This is a genomic window from Aliivibrio fischeri ATCC 7744 = JCM 18803 = DSM 507, assembly GCF_023983475.1.
Lineage (GTDB): Bacteria > Pseudomonadota > Gammaproteobacteria > Enterobacterales > Vibrionaceae > Aliivibrio > Aliivibrio fischeri.
The window spans coordinates 389,953-407,968 of sequence record NZ_CP092712.1 but is presented as its reverse complement, the minus strand read 5'-3'; the positions used below and the strand labels follow the sequence as shown (position 1 = coordinate 407,968).

At 37.6% G+C, this 18,016-nt stretch carries 18 protein-coding genes; 5 read left to right on the top strand and 13 right to left on the bottom strand.

The window, feature by feature from the left end; translation table 11 throughout:
- Positions 1–15: 15 nt before the first annotated feature.
- The 12 genes from AVFI_RS01865 to csrD form a co-directional block, all read right to left on the bottom strand.
- On the bottom strand, positions 16–477 hold the full coding sequence (locus AVFI_RS01865; protein ID WP_054775771.1) for a prepilin-type N-terminal cleavage/methylation domain-containing protein: 462 nt from the start codon (positions 475–477) through the stop codon (positions 16–18).
- A gap of 164 nt (positions 478–641) precedes the next feature.
- Positions 642–1,205 (bottom strand): prepilin-type N-terminal cleavage/methylation domain-containing protein, encoded by a 564-nt coding sequence (locus AVFI_RS01860; RefSeq protein ID WP_005417465.1) that lies wholly within the window; start codon positions 1,203–1,205, stop codon positions 642–644.
- A gap of 86 nt (positions 1,206–1,291) precedes the next feature.
- Complete coding sequence (locus tag AVFI_RS01855) at positions 1,292–1,747, bottom strand: type IV pilus, mannose-sensitive hemagglutinin protein MshF (RefSeq protein ID WP_188863669.1); 456 nt, start codon at positions 1,745–1,747, stop codon at positions 1,292–1,294.
- A 2-nt stretch (positions 1,748–1,749) separates the two neighbouring features.
- Entirely contained in the window at positions 1,750–2,976 is a 1,227-nt protein-coding gene (locus AVFI_RS01850; RefSeq protein WP_005417463.1) for a type II secretion system F family protein, read from the bottom strand.
- 9 nt (positions 2,977–2,985) lie between these two features.
- On the bottom strand, positions 2,986–4,710 hold the full coding sequence (locus tag AVFI_RS01845) for a GspE/PulE family protein (RefSeq protein ID WP_005417461.1): 1,725 nt from the start codon (positions 4,708–4,710) through the stop codon (positions 2,986–2,988).
- Positions 4,710–5,843: a tetratricopeptide repeat protein gene (locus tag AVFI_RS01840; protein WP_188863668.1), complete on the bottom strand. Its 1,134-nt coding sequence runs from the start codon at positions 5,841–5,843 to the stop codon at positions 4,710–4,712. Before AVFI_RS01840 ends, AVFI_RS01845 begins: the two co-directional genes overlap by 1 nt.
- Positions 5,840–6,688 carry an ExeA family protein gene (locus AVFI_RS01835; RefSeq protein WP_012533188.1) on the bottom strand — a complete coding sequence of 283 codons (849 nt, stop codon included), beginning with the start codon at positions 6,686–6,688 and terminating at the stop codon, positions 5,840–5,842. The genes AVFI_RS01840 and AVFI_RS01835 overlap by 4 nt, the downstream gene beginning before the upstream one ends.
- A gap of 12 nt (positions 6,689–6,700) precedes the next feature.
- Complete coding sequence (gene mshL, locus AVFI_RS01830; RefSeq protein ID WP_017020159.1) at positions 6,701–8,341, bottom strand: pilus (MSHA type) biogenesis protein MshL; 1,641 nt, start codon at positions 8,339–8,341, stop codon at positions 6,701–6,703.
- A gap of 11 nt (positions 8,342–8,352) precedes the next feature.
- On the bottom strand, positions 8,353–8,694 hold the full coding sequence (locus tag AVFI_RS01825; protein WP_012534271.1) for a hypothetical protein: 342 nt from the start codon (positions 8,692–8,694) through the stop codon (positions 8,353–8,355).
- A gap of 1 nt (position 8,695) precedes the next feature.
- The gene (pilO, locus tag AVFI_RS01820; RefSeq protein ID WP_017020160.1) at positions 8,696–9,334 is read right to left on the bottom strand and encodes a type 4a pilus biogenesis protein PilO; all 639 of its coding nucleotides are present in this window, start codon (positions 9,332–9,334) and stop codon (positions 8,696–8,698) included.
- Complete coding sequence (locus AVFI_RS01815; RefSeq protein WP_155662634.1) at positions 9,327–10,790, bottom strand: MSHA biogenesis protein MshI; 1,464 nt, start codon at positions 10,788–10,790, stop codon at positions 9,327–9,329. The genes pilO and AVFI_RS01815 overlap by 8 nt, the downstream gene beginning before the upstream one ends.
- 119 nt (positions 10,791–10,909) lie before the next feature.
- The gene (csrD, locus tag AVFI_RS01810) at positions 10,910–12,889 is read right to left on the bottom strand and encodes an RNase E specificity factor CsrD (protein ID WP_188863667.1); all 1,980 of its coding nucleotides are present in this window, start codon (positions 12,887–12,889) and stop codon (positions 10,910–10,912) included.
- A gap of 204 nt (positions 12,890–13,093) precedes the next feature.
- On the opposite strand from csrD, the gene AVFI_RS01805 reads away from it, so the two are divergent.
- Positions 13,094–13,516 (top strand): hypothetical protein, encoded by a 423-nt coding sequence (locus AVFI_RS01805; protein ID WP_236782089.1) that lies wholly within the window; start codon positions 13,094–13,096, stop codon positions 13,514–13,516.
- Positions 13,474–13,782 (top strand): hypothetical protein, encoded by a 309-nt coding sequence (locus tag AVFI_RS01800; RefSeq protein WP_236783576.1) that lies wholly within the window; start codon positions 13,474–13,476, stop codon positions 13,780–13,782. The genes AVFI_RS01805 and AVFI_RS01800 overlap by 43 nt, the downstream gene beginning before the upstream one ends.
- A gap of 84 nt (positions 13,783–13,866) precedes the next feature.
- Here the strand turns inward: AVFI_RS01800 and AVFI_RS01795 are convergent, their stop codons facing one another.
- Entirely contained in the window at positions 13,867–14,400 is a 534-nt protein-coding gene (locus tag AVFI_RS01795) for a single-stranded DNA-binding protein (RefSeq protein ID WP_054775770.1), read from the bottom strand.
- A 312-nt stretch (positions 14,401–14,712) separates the two neighbouring features.
- Here AVFI_RS01795 and AVFI_RS01790 point away from each other — a divergent pair, with 312 nt between their 5' ends.
- Genes AVFI_RS01790 through AVFI_RS01780 form a run of 3 tightly spaced genes read left to right on the top strand, consistent with a single transcriptional unit; the run spans position 14,713 to position 18,013 of the window.
- On the top strand, positions 14,713–16,125 hold the full coding sequence (locus AVFI_RS01790) for an undecaprenyl-phosphate glucose phosphotransferase (protein ID WP_054775769.1): 1,413 nt from the start codon (positions 14,713–14,715) through the stop codon (positions 16,123–16,125).
- Positions 16,109–17,425: an outer membrane beta-barrel protein gene (locus AVFI_RS01785; RefSeq protein WP_188863666.1), complete on the top strand. Its 1,317-nt coding sequence runs from the start codon at positions 16,109–16,111 to the stop codon at positions 17,423–17,425. Before AVFI_RS01790 ends, AVFI_RS01785 begins: the two co-directional genes overlap by 17 nt.
- Entirely contained in the window at positions 17,426–18,013 is a 588-nt protein-coding gene (locus AVFI_RS01780) for a polysaccharide biosynthesis/export family protein (RefSeq protein ID WP_054775768.1), read from the top strand.
- The last annotated feature ends 3 nt before the right edge of the window (positions 18,014–18,016 follow it).

Here is an 18,016-nt window from a genome sequence, read left to right as displayed (position 1 = left end):
AGAGGTTGAATTAGATTAACAACCAGTATCAGTAACGATTGTTGATACGCCAGAAGATACCGTTGTTGCTTCTCCGTATGTAACAAAACAATTAGTTGCTGTAATTGTTGCAGCTGTTGCTGAGTCAGCTTTAAAACCAACAACTAAAGTTGCACCAGATACTGCACTACTCCAGTCTTCTGATAGACCAACTACCGCTTCACCAATACCTGTATCTTTAGCCATTGGGTAACCGTATTTTGTAGCAATACCATCAACATCAGTTTCTACTGTAGCCGTTTCTTTACCATCAATCGCTGCTTTACCGTAAACGATACCAGCAGCACCAGCCATTGCACCTTTTAGACCTTGCAGAGATGATGCACGCGCATCAGATTGCAGGTTTAAGAATTTAGGTGCAGCAGTTACTGCAAGAATACCTAAAATCACGATAACAACCACTAACTCGATAAGGGTGAAACCACCTTGTCTTTTCATGTTACTTCTCTCTTTTATTATAAAATCGATAGCACCAAACCAGTGCCATCATTATTGTTAAAACCCAAAAATTATTAACGCAAACTGTCAAAACACCATCGGTTAAAACAGATTTATTCACCCGTATATCGCTATCCTAGCTCATCTACAAGCGCTTAAATTACTTATTGTAATGTCACGACAACACGACCTGATTCAGGCTCGTAAGTAAAAAAGTGACCTTCATTTTCTTGTTGTGTGTATTTACATTGACTACGGCTATTCTCACTGATCACTTCAGCCAGATATTTACCTTCATTATCATTTTTATCATCAGTCACATGCGGTGCATTCTGTAACAACATTTCCATCAACAAAATACACTCTTTTGATGTTAATGATGCAGGGTAACTTCCCGTATCATTACCATCCAAATCTTCTCTTGGTGCAATTGGATAACCTGGACGGTAGTTTGCTTGATTAGCTTGAGAAGGATCCGTTAACCAAAACTCAGTACCATCATAGCTAACCGCATTATAACCATCGGTTTTTGGTCGAGCTTCCGCTTCCCACTGCGCTCTTGCAGAAAGAACAGCCGTGGCGTAGCCACCTGCGACACCTTCAATACTCGCTTTTTTCGCTTCAAGACTGACATCTAAAAAACGAGGTAATGCCACTGTAGCTAATAGACCAATTACAACAATTACAATCACTAGCTCAACCAGTGAGAAACCTTTTTGTGTCTTCATTGTACTGCTTCTCTCTATCTTAATTTTTCCATGAATTGTAAGGGATTATACAAAAAAAAATACGGCGTTCGTCAAAAATTTGCCACTTATTTTTTATCTATAAATCCGACACTTACTTTTAATGCATCTTTTACTAACATTACCGAAACCACCTTACCATTTGCCATACTATAGTCACAACGATACTGCTCTTTTTTTACTAATTCTGGTTTTTTAATTTCGATGCTGTCCGCATAAATTTTGTCTTTATTGGGTAACAAAAGATGTAACCACTGCAGACAGTCAATCTCATCATTTTCTTTAAGTACTATCGGCCACCCTAAAGAGCTGAAACTGACTTCTATATCATCTTTTACCATTGTCTTAGGTTGCCCGTTAACAACCCAATAATTTTTAAACTCATTTGCCGAAGAGAGTATCTCTCTACTTGTCATAATGATTGCTGTATCTTCTACTTCGGGTTCGATTTTCTCCCAATTAATAAAAATCACAGCCAGTAAAATAATGACAAGCGCGCCCCATAAAATCCGGGTTGCTGACATAATTAGGTTCCCTTTACTACATCCAACATATTCCACATCGGTAAGAAAATACCTAATGCTAAAATCAATACCATCCCCGACACAATGACCAATAGAATAGGTTCAATTCGTGCAGTTAGCGTCTTCAAATCATAATCCACTTCACGATCATAAAAATCAGAGACTTCCAATAGTAAATCGTCTATTTGACCCGTCTCTTCGCCAACCGCAATCATCTGTTGTACCAAAGGAGTAAAGATTCCACTTTGTGCCGCTGTCGCAGACATACTGGTACCCGATTCAATGCCAGCTTTCATCTCTAGTAATCGGTTCTCTAAATATTTATTCCCTAGAGACTCTGCTGATAATGCAAGGGATTGATTTAATGGAACCCCCGACTTCAACATCAGTGCAAATGTTCTTGAGAAACGAGACATTTGAGCTCGAGTGACAATTCCACCAACAATCGGTAAGCGTAATCGAAATTTATCCCATTTTTCTCGGCCTTCAGCTCGACTAATCCAAGCTTGAAAAGCAAACATCGCGCCAGTCATTACGCCAATTAATAAATGCCAATAATTAACAAAGAAACTCGATGTTGCGATAAGTATTCGAGTTGGCAATGGTAATTCCACACCAAAACGAGCAAACATCCCTGCAAACTGAGGGATCACTTTGATATTTAGTACAAACATCGCAAGCAAAATAAAAGTTAAAACAAATACGGGATAACGCATTGCTGACTTAATTCGCTTACGGGTCTCCATCTCTTGTTCGTAGTAATTAGCCAATTGCATGAGAGATTGATCCAATCGACCGGTATTCTCACCAACATGGATCATTGAAACAAACAAAGAGCTAAACACTTGTGGGTGTTGCTGCATAGATACAGACAAACTTCGCCCATTAGTTAAATCAGCAGTAACCTCTTCCAATGTTGTTTTTAATAATTTGTTATTACTGTTCTGAGCTAAACCATTCATTGCTCTCAGTAGAGGCACACCCGCTTTAGTTAAGCTGTACATTTGGCGACAAAAAATAACTAAAACCTCTAAAGGAATGCTCGGCTGCAACCATTTTTTCCAGTCCATGGAGCGAGATGTTCCACCAAATTTATTGGCTTTTATCCCTGTAGGAATCACTCCATCATTCATCAACTGTTCAGCAGCAGATTCTTGAGATGTCGCTTCAATTGAACCAGAAACTGACTCACCTCGAAGGTTTCTTCCACTGTATTTAAAAATTGCCATGATTTATGCCTACATCAATATTGGTTGATGAGAAGATGCATTATCTCCTTCACCTAATACCATTACTTCATCCAAGCTAATCACACCACTCATCGCAAGCTCCATAGCAGAGGCAAGCAGTGGTTTATAATCAGGATTTTGACGTGCTTTTTGTGAAAAGCCAACCGCATCATTTGCTCTTAATGCATCCATCATTGGCTGATCCAACTCTAGTAATTCAAACACACCAATACGGCCACGGTAGCCTGTCAAATTACAACTTTGACATCCATTTCCACGTTGGAAAGTTACTCCGACTTGATTTGGAAAACGGCTTTGTACCCACTGTTTTCTCGCTTCATCTAACTCATCAGGAGCGGAGCACTCTGGACACACTTTTTTAACTAGACGTTGCGCTAATACCGCACGAACGGCACTAGCAACCAGATAACCTGGCGCTCCCATATCCATCATACGTAATGCACTATCAACCGAGTCATTCGTATGTAATGTAGATAACACTAAGTGACCAGTTAAAGCGGCACGTAAACCAATTTCCACAGTTTCTTGATCACGCATTTCACCAATAAGGATAATATCCGGGTCTTGACGTAAAAACGTTCTTAAAATTTTTGAAAAGCTTAAATCAATTTTGCTATTTACTTGTACCTGATTAACACGAGGTAAACGGTATTCAACCGGATCTTCTGCTGTAATGATTTTCTTGCTTGGTTGATTTAATTCACTTAAAGCACCATACAATGTTGTCGTTTTACCAGAACCTGTTGGCCCCGTAACTAAGATCATGCCATGTGGACGACGAAGTTGTTTACGCAGACGAGTAAGTAAATGTTCCGGTAATCCAGATTGTTCTAGCTCTTGAACGCCAGATGTCTGATTCAATAAACGCATAACAACCGACTCACCATATTGAACTGGCATTGTCGATAAACGAATATCCACAGACTGACCACGAGATTTGATGTTAAATCGTCCATCTTGTGGCAAACGTTTTTCAGAAATATCCAAATTCGCCATCAGTTTTAAACGTAAAACCAATGCTGATGCGATATTAACTTCATTTAATAATGTTTCGTGTAATACCCCATCAATACGCTGACGTAAACGTAGGACTCTTTCATCCGGTTCAATATGTATATCTGAAGCACCAACTTGAATCGCATCTTCAAATAATGAGTTAATCAGCTTAACAACGGTTACTTCTTCATTATCGTTATCTGATATACCAAAATTAAAATCGTCGTTTACTTGGTGTTCTGAATGCAACTTCTCAGCAAATGAAGCGATTTCTTTGGTTCTACGATAGAAACGATCAAAGCTATCAACGAGCTGTCTTTCAGAAGCAATGACCATTTCTACTTGATATTGCTGAAGCTGTGAAAACAAGGCTTCTTGAGCAGATAGATCAGCAGGATCACTCATGGCAACTCGAATCGTATTGCCTTGCTGGCTAAGTACTAATGCACGTAAGCGACGAGCATGCACTTCAGGCAACAACTGCACGGCTGCCGCATCAATTTCAGCACGGTTCAAATCAACTAAAGGGACACCCAACTGCTGAGATAAAAACGTCAACATTTGTTTTTCACTCAGGAAACCTAACTGAATTAATGTTGCCCCTAACTTTCGGCCTGTTTTCTTTTGAGTCGAAAGAGCCTGTTCGATTTGCTCTTCAGTAACAATGTTTTCTTCGACTAATAGATCACCAAGTCTTTTTCTTAACTTAAGACGCATTACTCAATTCCTTCCATTGTTGCTAATAATTTAATGCGATCACGAACAAACGCTTGAGACGAGCGAGATAAACCCGGCTTAATTAATGCTGTCTGGTATGCTTCATAAGCCGATTTCACTTTTGCTTCCCTTTCATAAACAATAGCTAAACCTAACCACCAACGGCCATTATCTGGTTCTTGGTTAACCAACATTTGATAACTTTCTTTTGCTAAGTCCATCAACTTCAACTGTTGAGCTAAGCCACCACGGGTTGCAAGATAGTCAACTGGTGCACCAACAGGAATATACTCCAATACAGAAAGAGCGGCTTCTGGCTGCTGTTCTTTTTGTAATAGACTCGACAGCGCTAATCTTAACTCTACACTGTCATCATTAAGTTTGATGCCTTGTTGAAGAATGGCTGCTGCTTCACTCACATCACGTTTACCATAAAGCAAAGCTGCGAGTCTTTTTCGTGACTCTTCATCACTAGGTTGATACTTAAGTACGGTGTAATACTCTTTCATCGCCGCTTTAAAATCGGATCTATCTAATGCTTTTTTAGCCGCTTCTCTGCTTCTACGAGCTAACTCTGATGGCAGTAATTCAACTTCTTCAACTTGCAACATTTCATTAGCTTGTGCTTGCTCTTTTGGCGTTGCCGGAACAATTGATGTCGACTTTGATGTTGGTTTAACGACCTCTGTCGATGTCATCAATTGTGGTTTATCCACTATAGAGCGATTCTGAGTAGACTGACTACGAACCGAAGCTGTCATTTCAATCTTATCCACCGATATTGGCTTCTCCGCATAAATAGAACTCACAGCTAATGTTGATTCTTTTTTCGTTGGTGAAATCAATAATTGATCTGTTTTAATATTACTCGGAGAGTGTTCACTCACTTCTGTTGTTAGCGCTTGCTGCTGAGTATGAGCACTCTTTTGCAGATCTACATTTTGCTCTGTCGATGCACTTAATGTTGACCATCCAATTAACGACAAAGAACTAAATACACCAATAGCAAAGAAAAACGATGCTTTGTATTTTGACTCAACATTCGGTATATCCGCAGGAGATAATGAGTGCTGTTTTTCTTTGTTTTCATTTTGTTGAGTTATATTTAATAACGCTTTATTAGTCACACTCACGAAACTCTCCATCCCCAAAATGTTGGGAAGTAATGCTTAGGTTTAACAGTATCAGCCGTATCAATAATGGCGTTAAACACGGCTTTTGAAGGCACATTATTCACTTGCTCTGAAAAGGCAATTAACAAAGATTTATGACAAACCTGATTAATTAAGCGAGGAATACCATTTGTTGCCTTCCATATCGCTTTCATTTGAACAAGTGAAAATGGATTATTCTCACATCCAGATTCAGCTATCCTATATCGAATGTAAGCGACGGTTTCATTCAAATTTAATGCTCTCAATAAAGCAGAAAACGTTATTCTTTGCCTTAATTGTCTTAAGTTATGTTGTTGTAATCTCTCATCCAATTCAGGTTGCCCAAACAGCACTATCTGTAGCAATTTTTTATAGTCCGTTTCTAAGTTGCCAAACAAGCGTAATGTTTCTAATGCTTCATCACTTAGGGCTTGAGCTTCATCAATGAATACTACGACTAACTTCCCTTCGGCATGTAGATCAATAATTTTTTCATGGATACGATCAATCAGTGCAATATCATCACCACTTTGATCAAGCCATAACTCTTTTGCTAAAGCTTGTCGAAGTTCATGGCCATTCATTACCGGATTAGGAAGGTAAAGTAATTCTACATTAGACGGTAACTCATTAATCAACATTCGGCAGACTAATGTTTTTCCGGTTCCCACCTCACCTGTAACCTTGATAATCCCTTCACCCATCGAAATCGCAGACAACACAGTATGAATCGCCTCATAATGAGGCGATAACCCATGAAACAGTGAGGTATTGGGTGTCAGCGTAAATGGTAACTGCTTTAACCCAAAGTGAGCTTCATACATGTCAGTTTTTGATTACTCGTCTGGGAACCATTCTTGTAATAAGTCACGAGAACGTTCTAATTCTTCTTGCCAAGTATCTACACCGACAACCGTTGGCTTTAATAAAATAACCAATTCCGTTTTTTGAGTTAACTGACTGACATTTCTAAATAAATGCCCGAGAGCAGGAACATCACCTAATAATGGAACTTTCGATACTTGGTCAACCGTTTGTGATTTCATCAAACCACCAATCACAACCACATCACCGCTTTTCGCTCGGATCACAGAGTCTGATTCACGAATAGAGCTTTTAGCTAATGGTAATTTCAGTACGCCACCAACATCACCTAAATCAATCTCTTTTACCTCGTTCTCCACATCAATAACTGATGGGTGAACATGTAACATGACATTGCCTTTATCATCGATTTGAGGTGTTACATCTAAAGAAATACCAGAGAAGAAAGGCGTTAATGTTACTTCTGGAGAAGCATTAGAGTTGTCACCACTACCAGTAACACTTGATACTTCAGTTACGTAGTACTCGTCACGACCAACTTTAATCACCGCTTTTTGGTTATTTGCAGCAGTCACTCTTGGACTTGAAAGGACATTTAAGTCACCTTGAGTATCCATAAAACTTAATACGGCTTGGAAGTTACCATCTGAAACCGTAATGTTTGTTTGACCACCTAATAATGTTCCAATGGTATCCATTCCAGGCAATGCGCCTTGAACAAGTCCTGGAGTCTGTCCAAAAACAACATCAGTTCCACCTAACGATGCAGTCAAATTAGACCAATTAATACCTTGTTGATAACCATCACTTAATGTGACTTCAAGTAATTTAGCTTCAAGGATCACTTGACGTTGTAATCGCTTATGAGAAGTTCCTAAAAATTGTTTAACTTTACGTAATTCATCAGGAGAGGCAGTAATGGTAACAACACTCGCTTGAGGAGATACAACAACACTTCGATCAGCTCCATTTCCTATCATCACAGAAATAGCTGTTTCTAACTCTTTCCAAAAATCGCTCTCACTCGTGGTTTCAATCTCAGTTCCACCTGTAGCAGAAGATGACGAAGATGATGAATTATTGTTCGATTTAGAACTTGAATTATTGTTATTTGATGAATTATTATCCGAATTGGTAATCGAACCTGTTGTAATCGTCGTTAATGAACGTCCTTTACGAGTAAGCTGTAAATAATCAACAGGAATAGTCTCTGTACGAATCGTCGCAGGGTAAACTTGTAATACTTTTCCAGCTTTAACGATATCGTAACCATATAAGTCTTCAACCGATGAAAGCACATCATCCATCGTAACATCACTCAAATTCATCGTAATACGACCAGAAACCTGAGGATGAATAACGACACTGTATTCAGTTCCTTTCACTAAACTCGTAAAAAATGCTTTTGCGCCTACACCATTTGCTCTGACTCTGAAACGTTTAACTGGCTCTTCAACCTCAACATGAGGCGTGTTTAGATCAGGCATTAAATCAGCTTGCACCGAAGCGGGTAAATCAGCAAGTAGCTGACCACCATTTTCATTAATGGATTTATCTAAGGTCTGCTTAATTTCAACAGGATCACGATGACCCATTGAGCAACCCGTTAAAGAGGCAACCATGAAACCAATGATGACATTACGTACTTTCATTACTGCAAACCTTAATTTTTAATATTTTGTGGAAATAGAGAAAGTTGCCATTGCTTACCCGCACGACCAATCGAAACGCTTTCTTCACCAATTGTTAATAATGTATAACCAGAAACTTTATCGCCTCTTTTCATTGATTTATCATCTAATACGGCATAACAATCAGACTCTGCATTGCAATTTATTGCTTGCAAAGAAGGGAAATATTGACGTTTTTTTATTACCTTTTTTTGAACTGGAGCAGGGGTACTCCAACTTAATGGTTCTGTAGGATCATGCCCCAATACCGCTTCAGATGCAGATACAGAAAGCGGTAAAGACATAAGAATAAAAACTAAAAAGCGATTTTTCATATTAACCACCAATAAACCCGCGACTTGACCCAAGGGTATAAACTTCGATTGTGACTTCTGCAATAGGGTATTTTTTCACTTCATAACGGAAGTTTCGCCAGTAATATTTTACAGGTAGCGCCTCTAAGTGAGAGAGGTACTCTTCAATATCAAAATATTCTCCAGACAACACAATCTTCACCGGATGAATGTAATAACCTGCATTATTATTTTCATCAAGCAAGCGTTCAGATGGCAATGTGGTCATAGACTGTAACTTTAACTTTGACGATTTCTTTAATACTTTTTCTAATAGAGAAGCCATCTGGCTTGGAGAAACCAATGACGCGACACGACTAAAAAGCAGATCAGCTAAATCCTGACTCTCTATCATTAATTGCTGATATTGTTTATTGATTTCAACATTAGGATCTTTCTTTAAACGAAATTCAGCTAATTCTATCTGCTGTTTTAGAGATGAAATAGAATTAGTAATACGCACTACTTTTTGTTGAGATTGATGATATTGCTCAATTTTAGGTTCAATAAACAAACTTAATGAAATAAAGATTACCGCAACCCAACCAACCAATGTAATGAGTACTTTTTCTCTTTGCGACAAAGCACCAAATTTCTCTTTTACTTGATTCCAATTACTCATGATTACCCTCTGATGCCTTAGTATTTAGAATAAATGACACCAGACCTTTATCGTCTGTTTTTATTTCAAGTTGATCAAAAGTTCGTCCAACTAAATGTAACTCACTATCAAAACTCTGAACCCAGCGAGGAATAACATCAGGTGTGCGAGCATAACCAGCAAAATTAACCTTATCGCCAGAGATATAAATTTTATTAAGCGAGATGTTTCCTTTTCCTAGTTGAGTCAAGCTACTCATCACACCCGAGTAGCCTACTTGCATTCCCTCATCAAAATTATCAATCACCTTTAACGAGGCTTTTTTCGATTGAATATCATCATTTAATCGCTTAATCGCAGCTAACTTAGCTGCCGAAGGTTTGTGGCTCTCTAATTTTTTATTTAACGTCGCTAATTCTTGTTTATAACTACTTTCTTTTAATGAATTCGCGTTTATCGTTGCCTCTAGATTGTAAATTTGCCATTGGTAATACCCAACAACAGCAATACTTAATGCTAGTCCTATCCCCCAACTGATCATCACATTTTGTAATGTAAAATAATCAACTTTAGGCTTAAGGCTTTCATGAAATAAATTAATATTTGGAGTGTTAAATAAAGCTAACCAAGCTAAAACCTCACCAGAACGAAAGGCTCTTGGTTCATCAATAAGTAGTGAAGCAACCTGCACACCCAATCGATTCTGTAGCTCAAGCGCTAAAAGCGCATCATCTTCATCATCGCAACGGAAATACAAATTATTAATACTTACGCCATGCAATTGAGAGCTTAAGTAGTCAAGGGAGCGCTGCAACTCTAATGCCAAGCTGTCCATTTGAAAACTATTAGTTTGGTCGCCCGTTAATGGTGCAACAATACCACGTAAAGAACGGTTAAGATGTAGATGTCCATTATTAAACGCTAACAGCTTAAAATCAGCAGATTGACTATGATTTAATAACATAAAGCCACCGTCTTCAGGCTGAGAATAAGCCCAAAGTAGTTCATCTGGAGTCACATTATTTATTTGAATCGAAAGAGGACTTAATGAGTCAATCAATGTGTGAAGCGTAGCAACTTGAGAGATATAAACCTGTAGCTTGCCATTTATCGTTTCTATACCATCAGCAACAATATCAGCAATACGATCGGTAATAAGATCTTTTACCAAAAATGGTAAAGCACCCGTTAACTCTTCTTTTGGTAAGTTAGGATTATCTATTTGGAAAGATTGATATAGGTGAGATCCTAAGATTACATTAGCACTAGAATTGGTTACTCCAGCCTTTTCACATGCTTCAACAATAACGTCTTTCCACGCTTGAGGCTGGCTTGTTGGAGTAAAATAATGCTCTTTAAGCTCATCAAATCCATCACTTTTCGCAATATAAATACCACCCTGCAATATTACAATTGACGTAGTAGTTTTTACTGAACGAGATAGTTTCAGCTTTTTGAATGCATCCATCATTTTCATTGATTGCTCGACTTTTCTTACTTTACTTACAACGTTCTTATAAAGAACACAAGTGACGCGCAATCATACAACATTCTATTCTTTTAGGATACGACCGTTATTAACAAAATAAGAGAATTTTATTTACCCCAACGGCTTCTTCTTTTAGGTATGGATATCTTTTCTTGACGATGATATAAAGCCGTTTCTGATTCAAAAAATCGTCCTTGCCCACCTTCAACGCCAAGATCTTTTAATAAACTAAATTCCTTTTCTTTTTCAATACCAACAGCAATCACTTGAGCCCCCGTGGTTTCACATGCTCCCAACAAACTACGAACAAATAATTGATTCTCATATCTTTGATGAATGTCCTTCATTAAACTACGGTGAAGTTTTACAAAATCAACATTCAAATCTTTAATATAATGAGTACTTACAATTGTTCTTCCCGCTTGCTCAACCACCAATTGACAACCAAAACTTTTTAACATTTTTGCGACGGGTCTTACAGCATCTAAATAGGTAACAACCTGACCTTCAATTAACTCAAAACTTAACCGCTGAAGCTGCGCTCTTGGCGTTTGTAATAAACGATTTCTTAATTGACGGATAAATGCCGCATTAGTAATACTTTTAACCTGTAAATGAACAGAAAACGAATGTTGGCTTAATTCAGGGTCACTTAATAGAGGGAAAACTTGTTTTAAAACCGCACTATCAAGTTTAACTTGATACCCCACTTGCTTAATTGCAGGTAAAAAACGTGAAGCCTTAATTTGAACACCATTTTCATCTTTTATTCGTGAAAATAGCTCTAAATGAAGAGGGACAAGTTCATTACCCTCAAATAAAAAAGTTGATTGCTTATAAATAATTAATTTATCTTGCTGAAAAATAGCATCAAATAAGGTTCTCCATCGAACACTGCCTAAACTCTCTGCTAATTGCTGCTGCTTTTTAAATAACGACCAAGTGTTATTGTTTTGAAGTAAAGCGCTACGATGAGCCATATCAAGCTCTTCCATTAAACGACCACGTCGTTCACCACTTACAAACATACTAACCCCAATATGGCACCAATTATCACGGTCCAAACTACTAGGTGGGTTAATCTTTTCTATTAATTTTAAACATTGAGCTGCTAATGATTTTGCTTCTTTCAACGATTGCTGAGGAACCAATAAAGCAAAATCCGATTGATAATAACGAGAAAGCACGCTGTCACTGTAACGCTGCATGATATTATTTAATTGCTTTCCTACCTCAACAATTAACTCATCACCAACAGCATTTCCTTGCTCTTCAACCAATTCCTCCCAGCCATTAATACGGAGTAATAATAAAACCCCTTGGCTTTGAGATTCCTGCAAAATAGATTCTAATTTACTATCAAATAACACTCTATTCGCCGAGCCCGTTAATTGATCTAAAAAAGTATGAGTTCGAATAAAGGTATCAAAACGGCTGCGTTCTTTTCTTGCATCTTTTAATTCTGCAATAATATTATCTAATGCTAAACTTGCCGTGGCTGGCCATTCTTCTTCACTACCAATAGAGTAATCGTCAAGTTTCCCTGCCAATAACATCCTGCCTCTTTCTTCTAATAACTCAGAGCCATGTAGTTGTTTTCTCAGCCAAACAACACCCCATAAAAGTGAAACAACGATAACAGCAATGGCAGCAGTAATAGAAAAAAGAGCTCCCAATGAATAAGTAAAAGCACTGTAAGGAGGTACTGACTTAAAGGAAATTTCATATCCTTTATTAATTTGTAGTGGAAGTGTTTTGTGGTACAACAAACTATCATCAGGAATAATAGCCAAGCTTTGAAAAGAGTATATAGGCCCAGTAGAAGAAGACAGCTCCATGCTAACCACATTACTGGCTTTCAGTAGTTTTGGTAGCCACGTTTCCATGGATTTCGCTTTTTCAGGGTTCACTAACTCTTCATCGACAGCAGTAACAACCCCTGTTAAATAATGATCGAGGTACTCAGTGCCAATTTGTTTAACCGATATAGTACCACCAATAAACAATATAAATATTGCGGCAGAAACCATTAGAGTAACAAACGAAATTAAGCGGTTACTTAAACGTAAACTAGGTGTTTTTCTCATTAACCTCTTCTTCCTTGAAGAAAATAGATTGTGAATTAAGACACAAATTCATTGATAAATTTAGAACATTCTCTAAATACGTATTAGATATAATACAAATATTTTACGAATAACTCTATACAATGCGCCACGTTGCTAACACGAAACTTAATATAATCCCGAGTAAACCAACTTAACCCATTAACCTACATTTAAGGTATTAACGTGAATATTGAACTTAATTCCAAAAAGCTATTTATGTTTTTTATTTCAATTATCGCACTCCTTGTTATAGCAAATGGTTTTGCCATCATTTCTGAGCACTTTTTATCGTACTCTCATATGGAAACCATTATTCGCCTCTTTAACGTGGATAAAGAAATGAACATCCCAACGTTATACTCATCTTGTGCCATGATTTTCGCAAGCCTTCTTTTAGGGCTTATTGCTTATGTACACTTTAATAAAAGTGAAAAATATCTAGCTTGGGCTGGGTTAAGCGCTATCTTTTTATTTTTAGCTTTAGATGAAATGACCGAGCTGCATGAGATGTTAGTAGGACCAGTTCGGAATTCATTAAATACAACAGGAATTCTCTATTTTGCATGGGTTATTCCTTATGCGGCATTGCTTTTAGTTTTGGCTTAACCTATTTTAAATTTTTATTTAGACTTCCTATCAAGACCCGAAATCGATTAATTCTTGCTGGTGTAATTTATGTTTCTGGCGCTCTAGTTATGGAGCTCATTGGTGGAAAAATTGCAGAGCAACACGGTACAGATGCGTTAGTTTATGCCATAAGTTACAGCATTGAAGAAACCCTTGAAATGCTTGGTATTGCAACATTAATCTACACGGCAACAACTTACATATCTGAGCAGTTTCCAACTCTTTCTATTCAAATAAAAGATTAGAATGCCAGATAACTAACAGATAGAAAAAAGCCTCGATATCATCGAGGCTTTTTTATTTTAAATCAGTTAACACACGTCCGATTCTTAGAACGGAATGTCATCATCAAAATCCATTGGCGGCTCATTATATTGAGGTTGAGCTGCTTGTGGAGCTTGTTGTTGAGGAGCCTGCTGTTGCTGAGGCGCAAAATTATTCTGTGGCGCAGGTTGTTGAGGCTGGCCCCAATTGCCTTGCTGTTGTTGACCGCCAGCTGGAGCACCTTGTCCACGACCACCAAGCATTTGCATTACGCCGTTAAAGCCCTGAACAACCACTTCTGTTGTAAAACGGTCTTGACCATTCTGATCTTGCCATTTACGAGTTTGTAATTGACCTTCAACGTAAACTTGAGAGCCTTTACGTAAGTACTCACCAGCAACTTCTGCTAATTTGCCAAACAGAGCAACACGGTGCCATTCTGTTTTTTCACGTTGCTCACCAGTTGCCTTATCACGCCAAGTTTCAGACGTTGCAATTGTAATATTCGCTACCGCACCGCCACTTGGCATGTAACGGATTTCAGGATCTTGCCCTAAGTTACCAACAAGGATAACTTTATTTACACCACGGCTGGCCATAGTTTGCTCCAGATTATTAAGGGGGAAAACGGTTTTCACCCGGTTATATATACAGTAGTCATCAGTCTAACACGTTCATTGTGAAATCTGATACCCCTAAACGGAGAAAGCATACTATAGTAATAAAAATTAGAGAGTAATTTCTCACAATTTAACGTTCAATTTATTATAAAATTCATCAAGTTCGCAAAAGATGAGATTGCGCTCCCAACTATCAAAATATATGATGTCATTTTTTTGACGAAACGCTAACTTTACAAGTTTATTCATCATTTATAATGGTGATTACTCCCCCTAATGCCCAGGAGCGATATGAAACAACAAAATATAAAAATGATAAGTGATAGTTATCGTACCTTAACAAAGGCATTTGACTTTATAGCAATTAACTTATTACTGACCTCTATTCTATCTTTTTATGGGCTTGAAGAAACCGCAGTCGATCTATCTGCGGGTCTCTTATTTTCTACTATTTTTCTACTTATTAGCGAATATTCGGGTCTCTACACTATTAATACAAAAATTGAGTTAAAGAAATATCTTTTAAGGCTAACTTTCTCTTTACTCCTTACTGTATCAATATTTTTTATATTAAAGCTTCGTCTCGCAAATTTAGAAGGCATGAAGATCAGCAATCTAAACTCGCATATATCCCTTCTTTGGTATATTTGTGTTTGGTGTGTGCTCTCTCTTTCTCGAACAATTTGCACCTTAAGCTACACCTACATTGTAATACCAAGATTAAAGACCAATAAGATCGCGATCATTGGTTTAACACCTGCAGGCCTTTCAATTGAACAAGCACTAATTTCAAAATACAAAAATCAAAAAGTTAGTATTGAGTTTTATGATGACCGTTCAAGCAGTCGTTTTAGTTATGTAAATAAAAGCGGTTATGCTGGTAAAGTCTCAGAGCTGATTGAAAAAGTAAAAAATGATGAAATTCAAAGTGTGTATATTGCACTGCCTATGGTGGCTAAAGATCGTATCAAAGACATCATTCATCAATTATCAAACTCAACCGTTAATGCTTACATTGTTCCAGATCTCTACACGTATAAATTAAGCGTTTCACAAATAAAACGCATTGGAAATGTACATACATTTAGTATTTTCAGCTCACCGTTTGAAGGGCTAGGAGCGATCATTAAGCGCATTGAAGATATTGTTATCGGCTCATTAATTACATTATTAATCCTACCGGTTCTATGTATTGTCGCTTTAGGTGTGAAATTAAGCTCTCCAGGTCCTATTCTATTTAAACAAGACAGATATGGCCTAGGTGGTAAAAAAATTAAAGTTTGGAAGTTCCGTTCAATGAAAGTGATGGAAAATTCTGAAGTAGTTACTCAAGCGACCAAAAATGATCCTAGGGTGACTCGCTTTGGGAGTTTTATTCGCAGAACATCATTAGATGAACTCCCACAGTTTATTAATGTATTACAAGGAAGTATGTCTATTGTTGGCCCTCGACCTCATGCTGTTGCACATAATGAGGAGTACCGAGTATTAGTCGACAATTACATGGTAAGACATAAAATTAAACCCGGTATTACAGGGCTAGCACAAATCAATGGCTACCGTGGAGAAACCGATACATTAGATAAGATGGAAAAGCGTGTAGAGTATGATATTAAGTACTTACAAAACTGGTCTCTATCAATGGACCTTAAGATTATTTTCTTAACTGTTTTTAAAGGATTTGTGAGTGATACGGCCTACTAAAACGCCCATATCTTTCAACAAACTTATACTGCTTACTACTTCATTAGTAAGCAGTTCTTGTTATGCTTATCTAACACCAAAACCACATATCGGCCCGGCAGGCGTAGAATACCAAAGTAATGTAGCGGTAGATTATGGCTATGATGATAACGTAAATTATCAATCAGACCATACGCCACATGTACAATCTGATTTCTTTAATGTTAAGCCCTTTGTCCAACTAAAAGGGGTTCATAATGCAGATGTCTATACCTTGCAATACACTGGCGACTATAGACAGTACCAAGAAAATAATACATCCGATGATTACTATGACCACCACATTGCGTTTATTGGCTCATGGAAAAAAGGATTGAACAACGATTTACTTTTCACCATAGAAAATACAATTGGTCATGAAAACCGAGGCGAAGGGTTAACTGATGGCTTATCTGCTGAACAGTTTCAAAAATATGGTATTACTGATGTTTTAGAAACAAACATGTTTCATACAGAATTACGCTATAGTATTGATAAGCAAGATAGTATTGGAAAGTTAAGCTTTGCAGTTCAATACAAAGACTTCACTTATGATGACAGAACTTCCAATTCTGCATCTGGGAGTATCTATAACTTTAACCAATACATAGAAGATCAAGAGTGGGATCAAACCACGTTCACTATTGAACTATTTGATCAAGCATCCAGTCGAACTCGGTTTCGTTATTCTATTGTTAGTAACTTAAGGCATTACAAAATTAATAACCTTAAAGACACGAATGAAACGTTTTTTATCGCTGGCATTAAAACGATCAGAACAGGAAAAACAACTATTGATGCCAATATTGCTTGGCTCTATAAGGACTTTCCTAATAACCCTGATTCTGAACATTTTGGAGGGTTAAACTGGGATATAGACATTAAATGGAGCCCAGTCAGACACTCTAGTTTTCATTTTTACACAGATCAATCAGTAGAGGATCCTACAGAAATTGGTGGCTATGTTTTAAATACTGAATATGGAACCAATTGGGAACATTTTTGGTGGTCGAGTAGACTTTCCACCACATTGGGTTACCGCTATAAAACCAGCGCAGATAAAGATAAAAGCTCAGATAAAGTTGAAACAAAAACAGAAGCTATAGCTAAAATTACCTATAAATTTAGACCTTCGATTCAATTTGAACTGAGCTACCAACAACTTGTGAATGAATCCAATAAGGAATTCGATGATTTCACCATTAATTCAGTCGAAACGGTTACTCAAACGTTAGGCTATGATAAATCACTTATTATGTTTACAACTAAGGTGCAAATTTAGATGAAACCCTTATTTATTTCTTTTTGCCTATTTCTATCTTTTGTTTCTAATGCATTTGCATCTGAAGCTCAAGACACGCCTTCTGATACACAAGAAAAAGCAAAAGCTGAACAATCCCAACCGAAAGAAGATCTTGGTTATATTTTAGGTGCTGGGGACACTATTCAAATTTCAGTTTTCAAAGAACCAGAAATGACAACTCGCCTAAAAATACACCGTGGAGGCTATGTTAATTTCCCTTATCTTGGTGAAATAAAACTATCAGGTAGAACCCCTACGCAAATTGAAGAAGATATCGAAGCAAGATTAGCTGACGGCTATATTCTACAACCAATGGTAACCGTCAGTATTGAAGCATTTCGCAAGTTCTTTATCAGTGGTGAAGTGGCAAATCCAAATGGATACGAATTTCAGCCTGGTTTAACTGTTGAGCAAGCTATTGCTATGGCTGGTGGCTTCACAGATAGATCAGATCGAGATTCTATAAACGTACGCTCAGCAGCAACAAATGAGTTAATCGAAGATGTGGCTCCAACCTACCCTGTAGGTCCGGGCGATGTAGTTATCATTGAACAGAGTTTTTTCTAAATT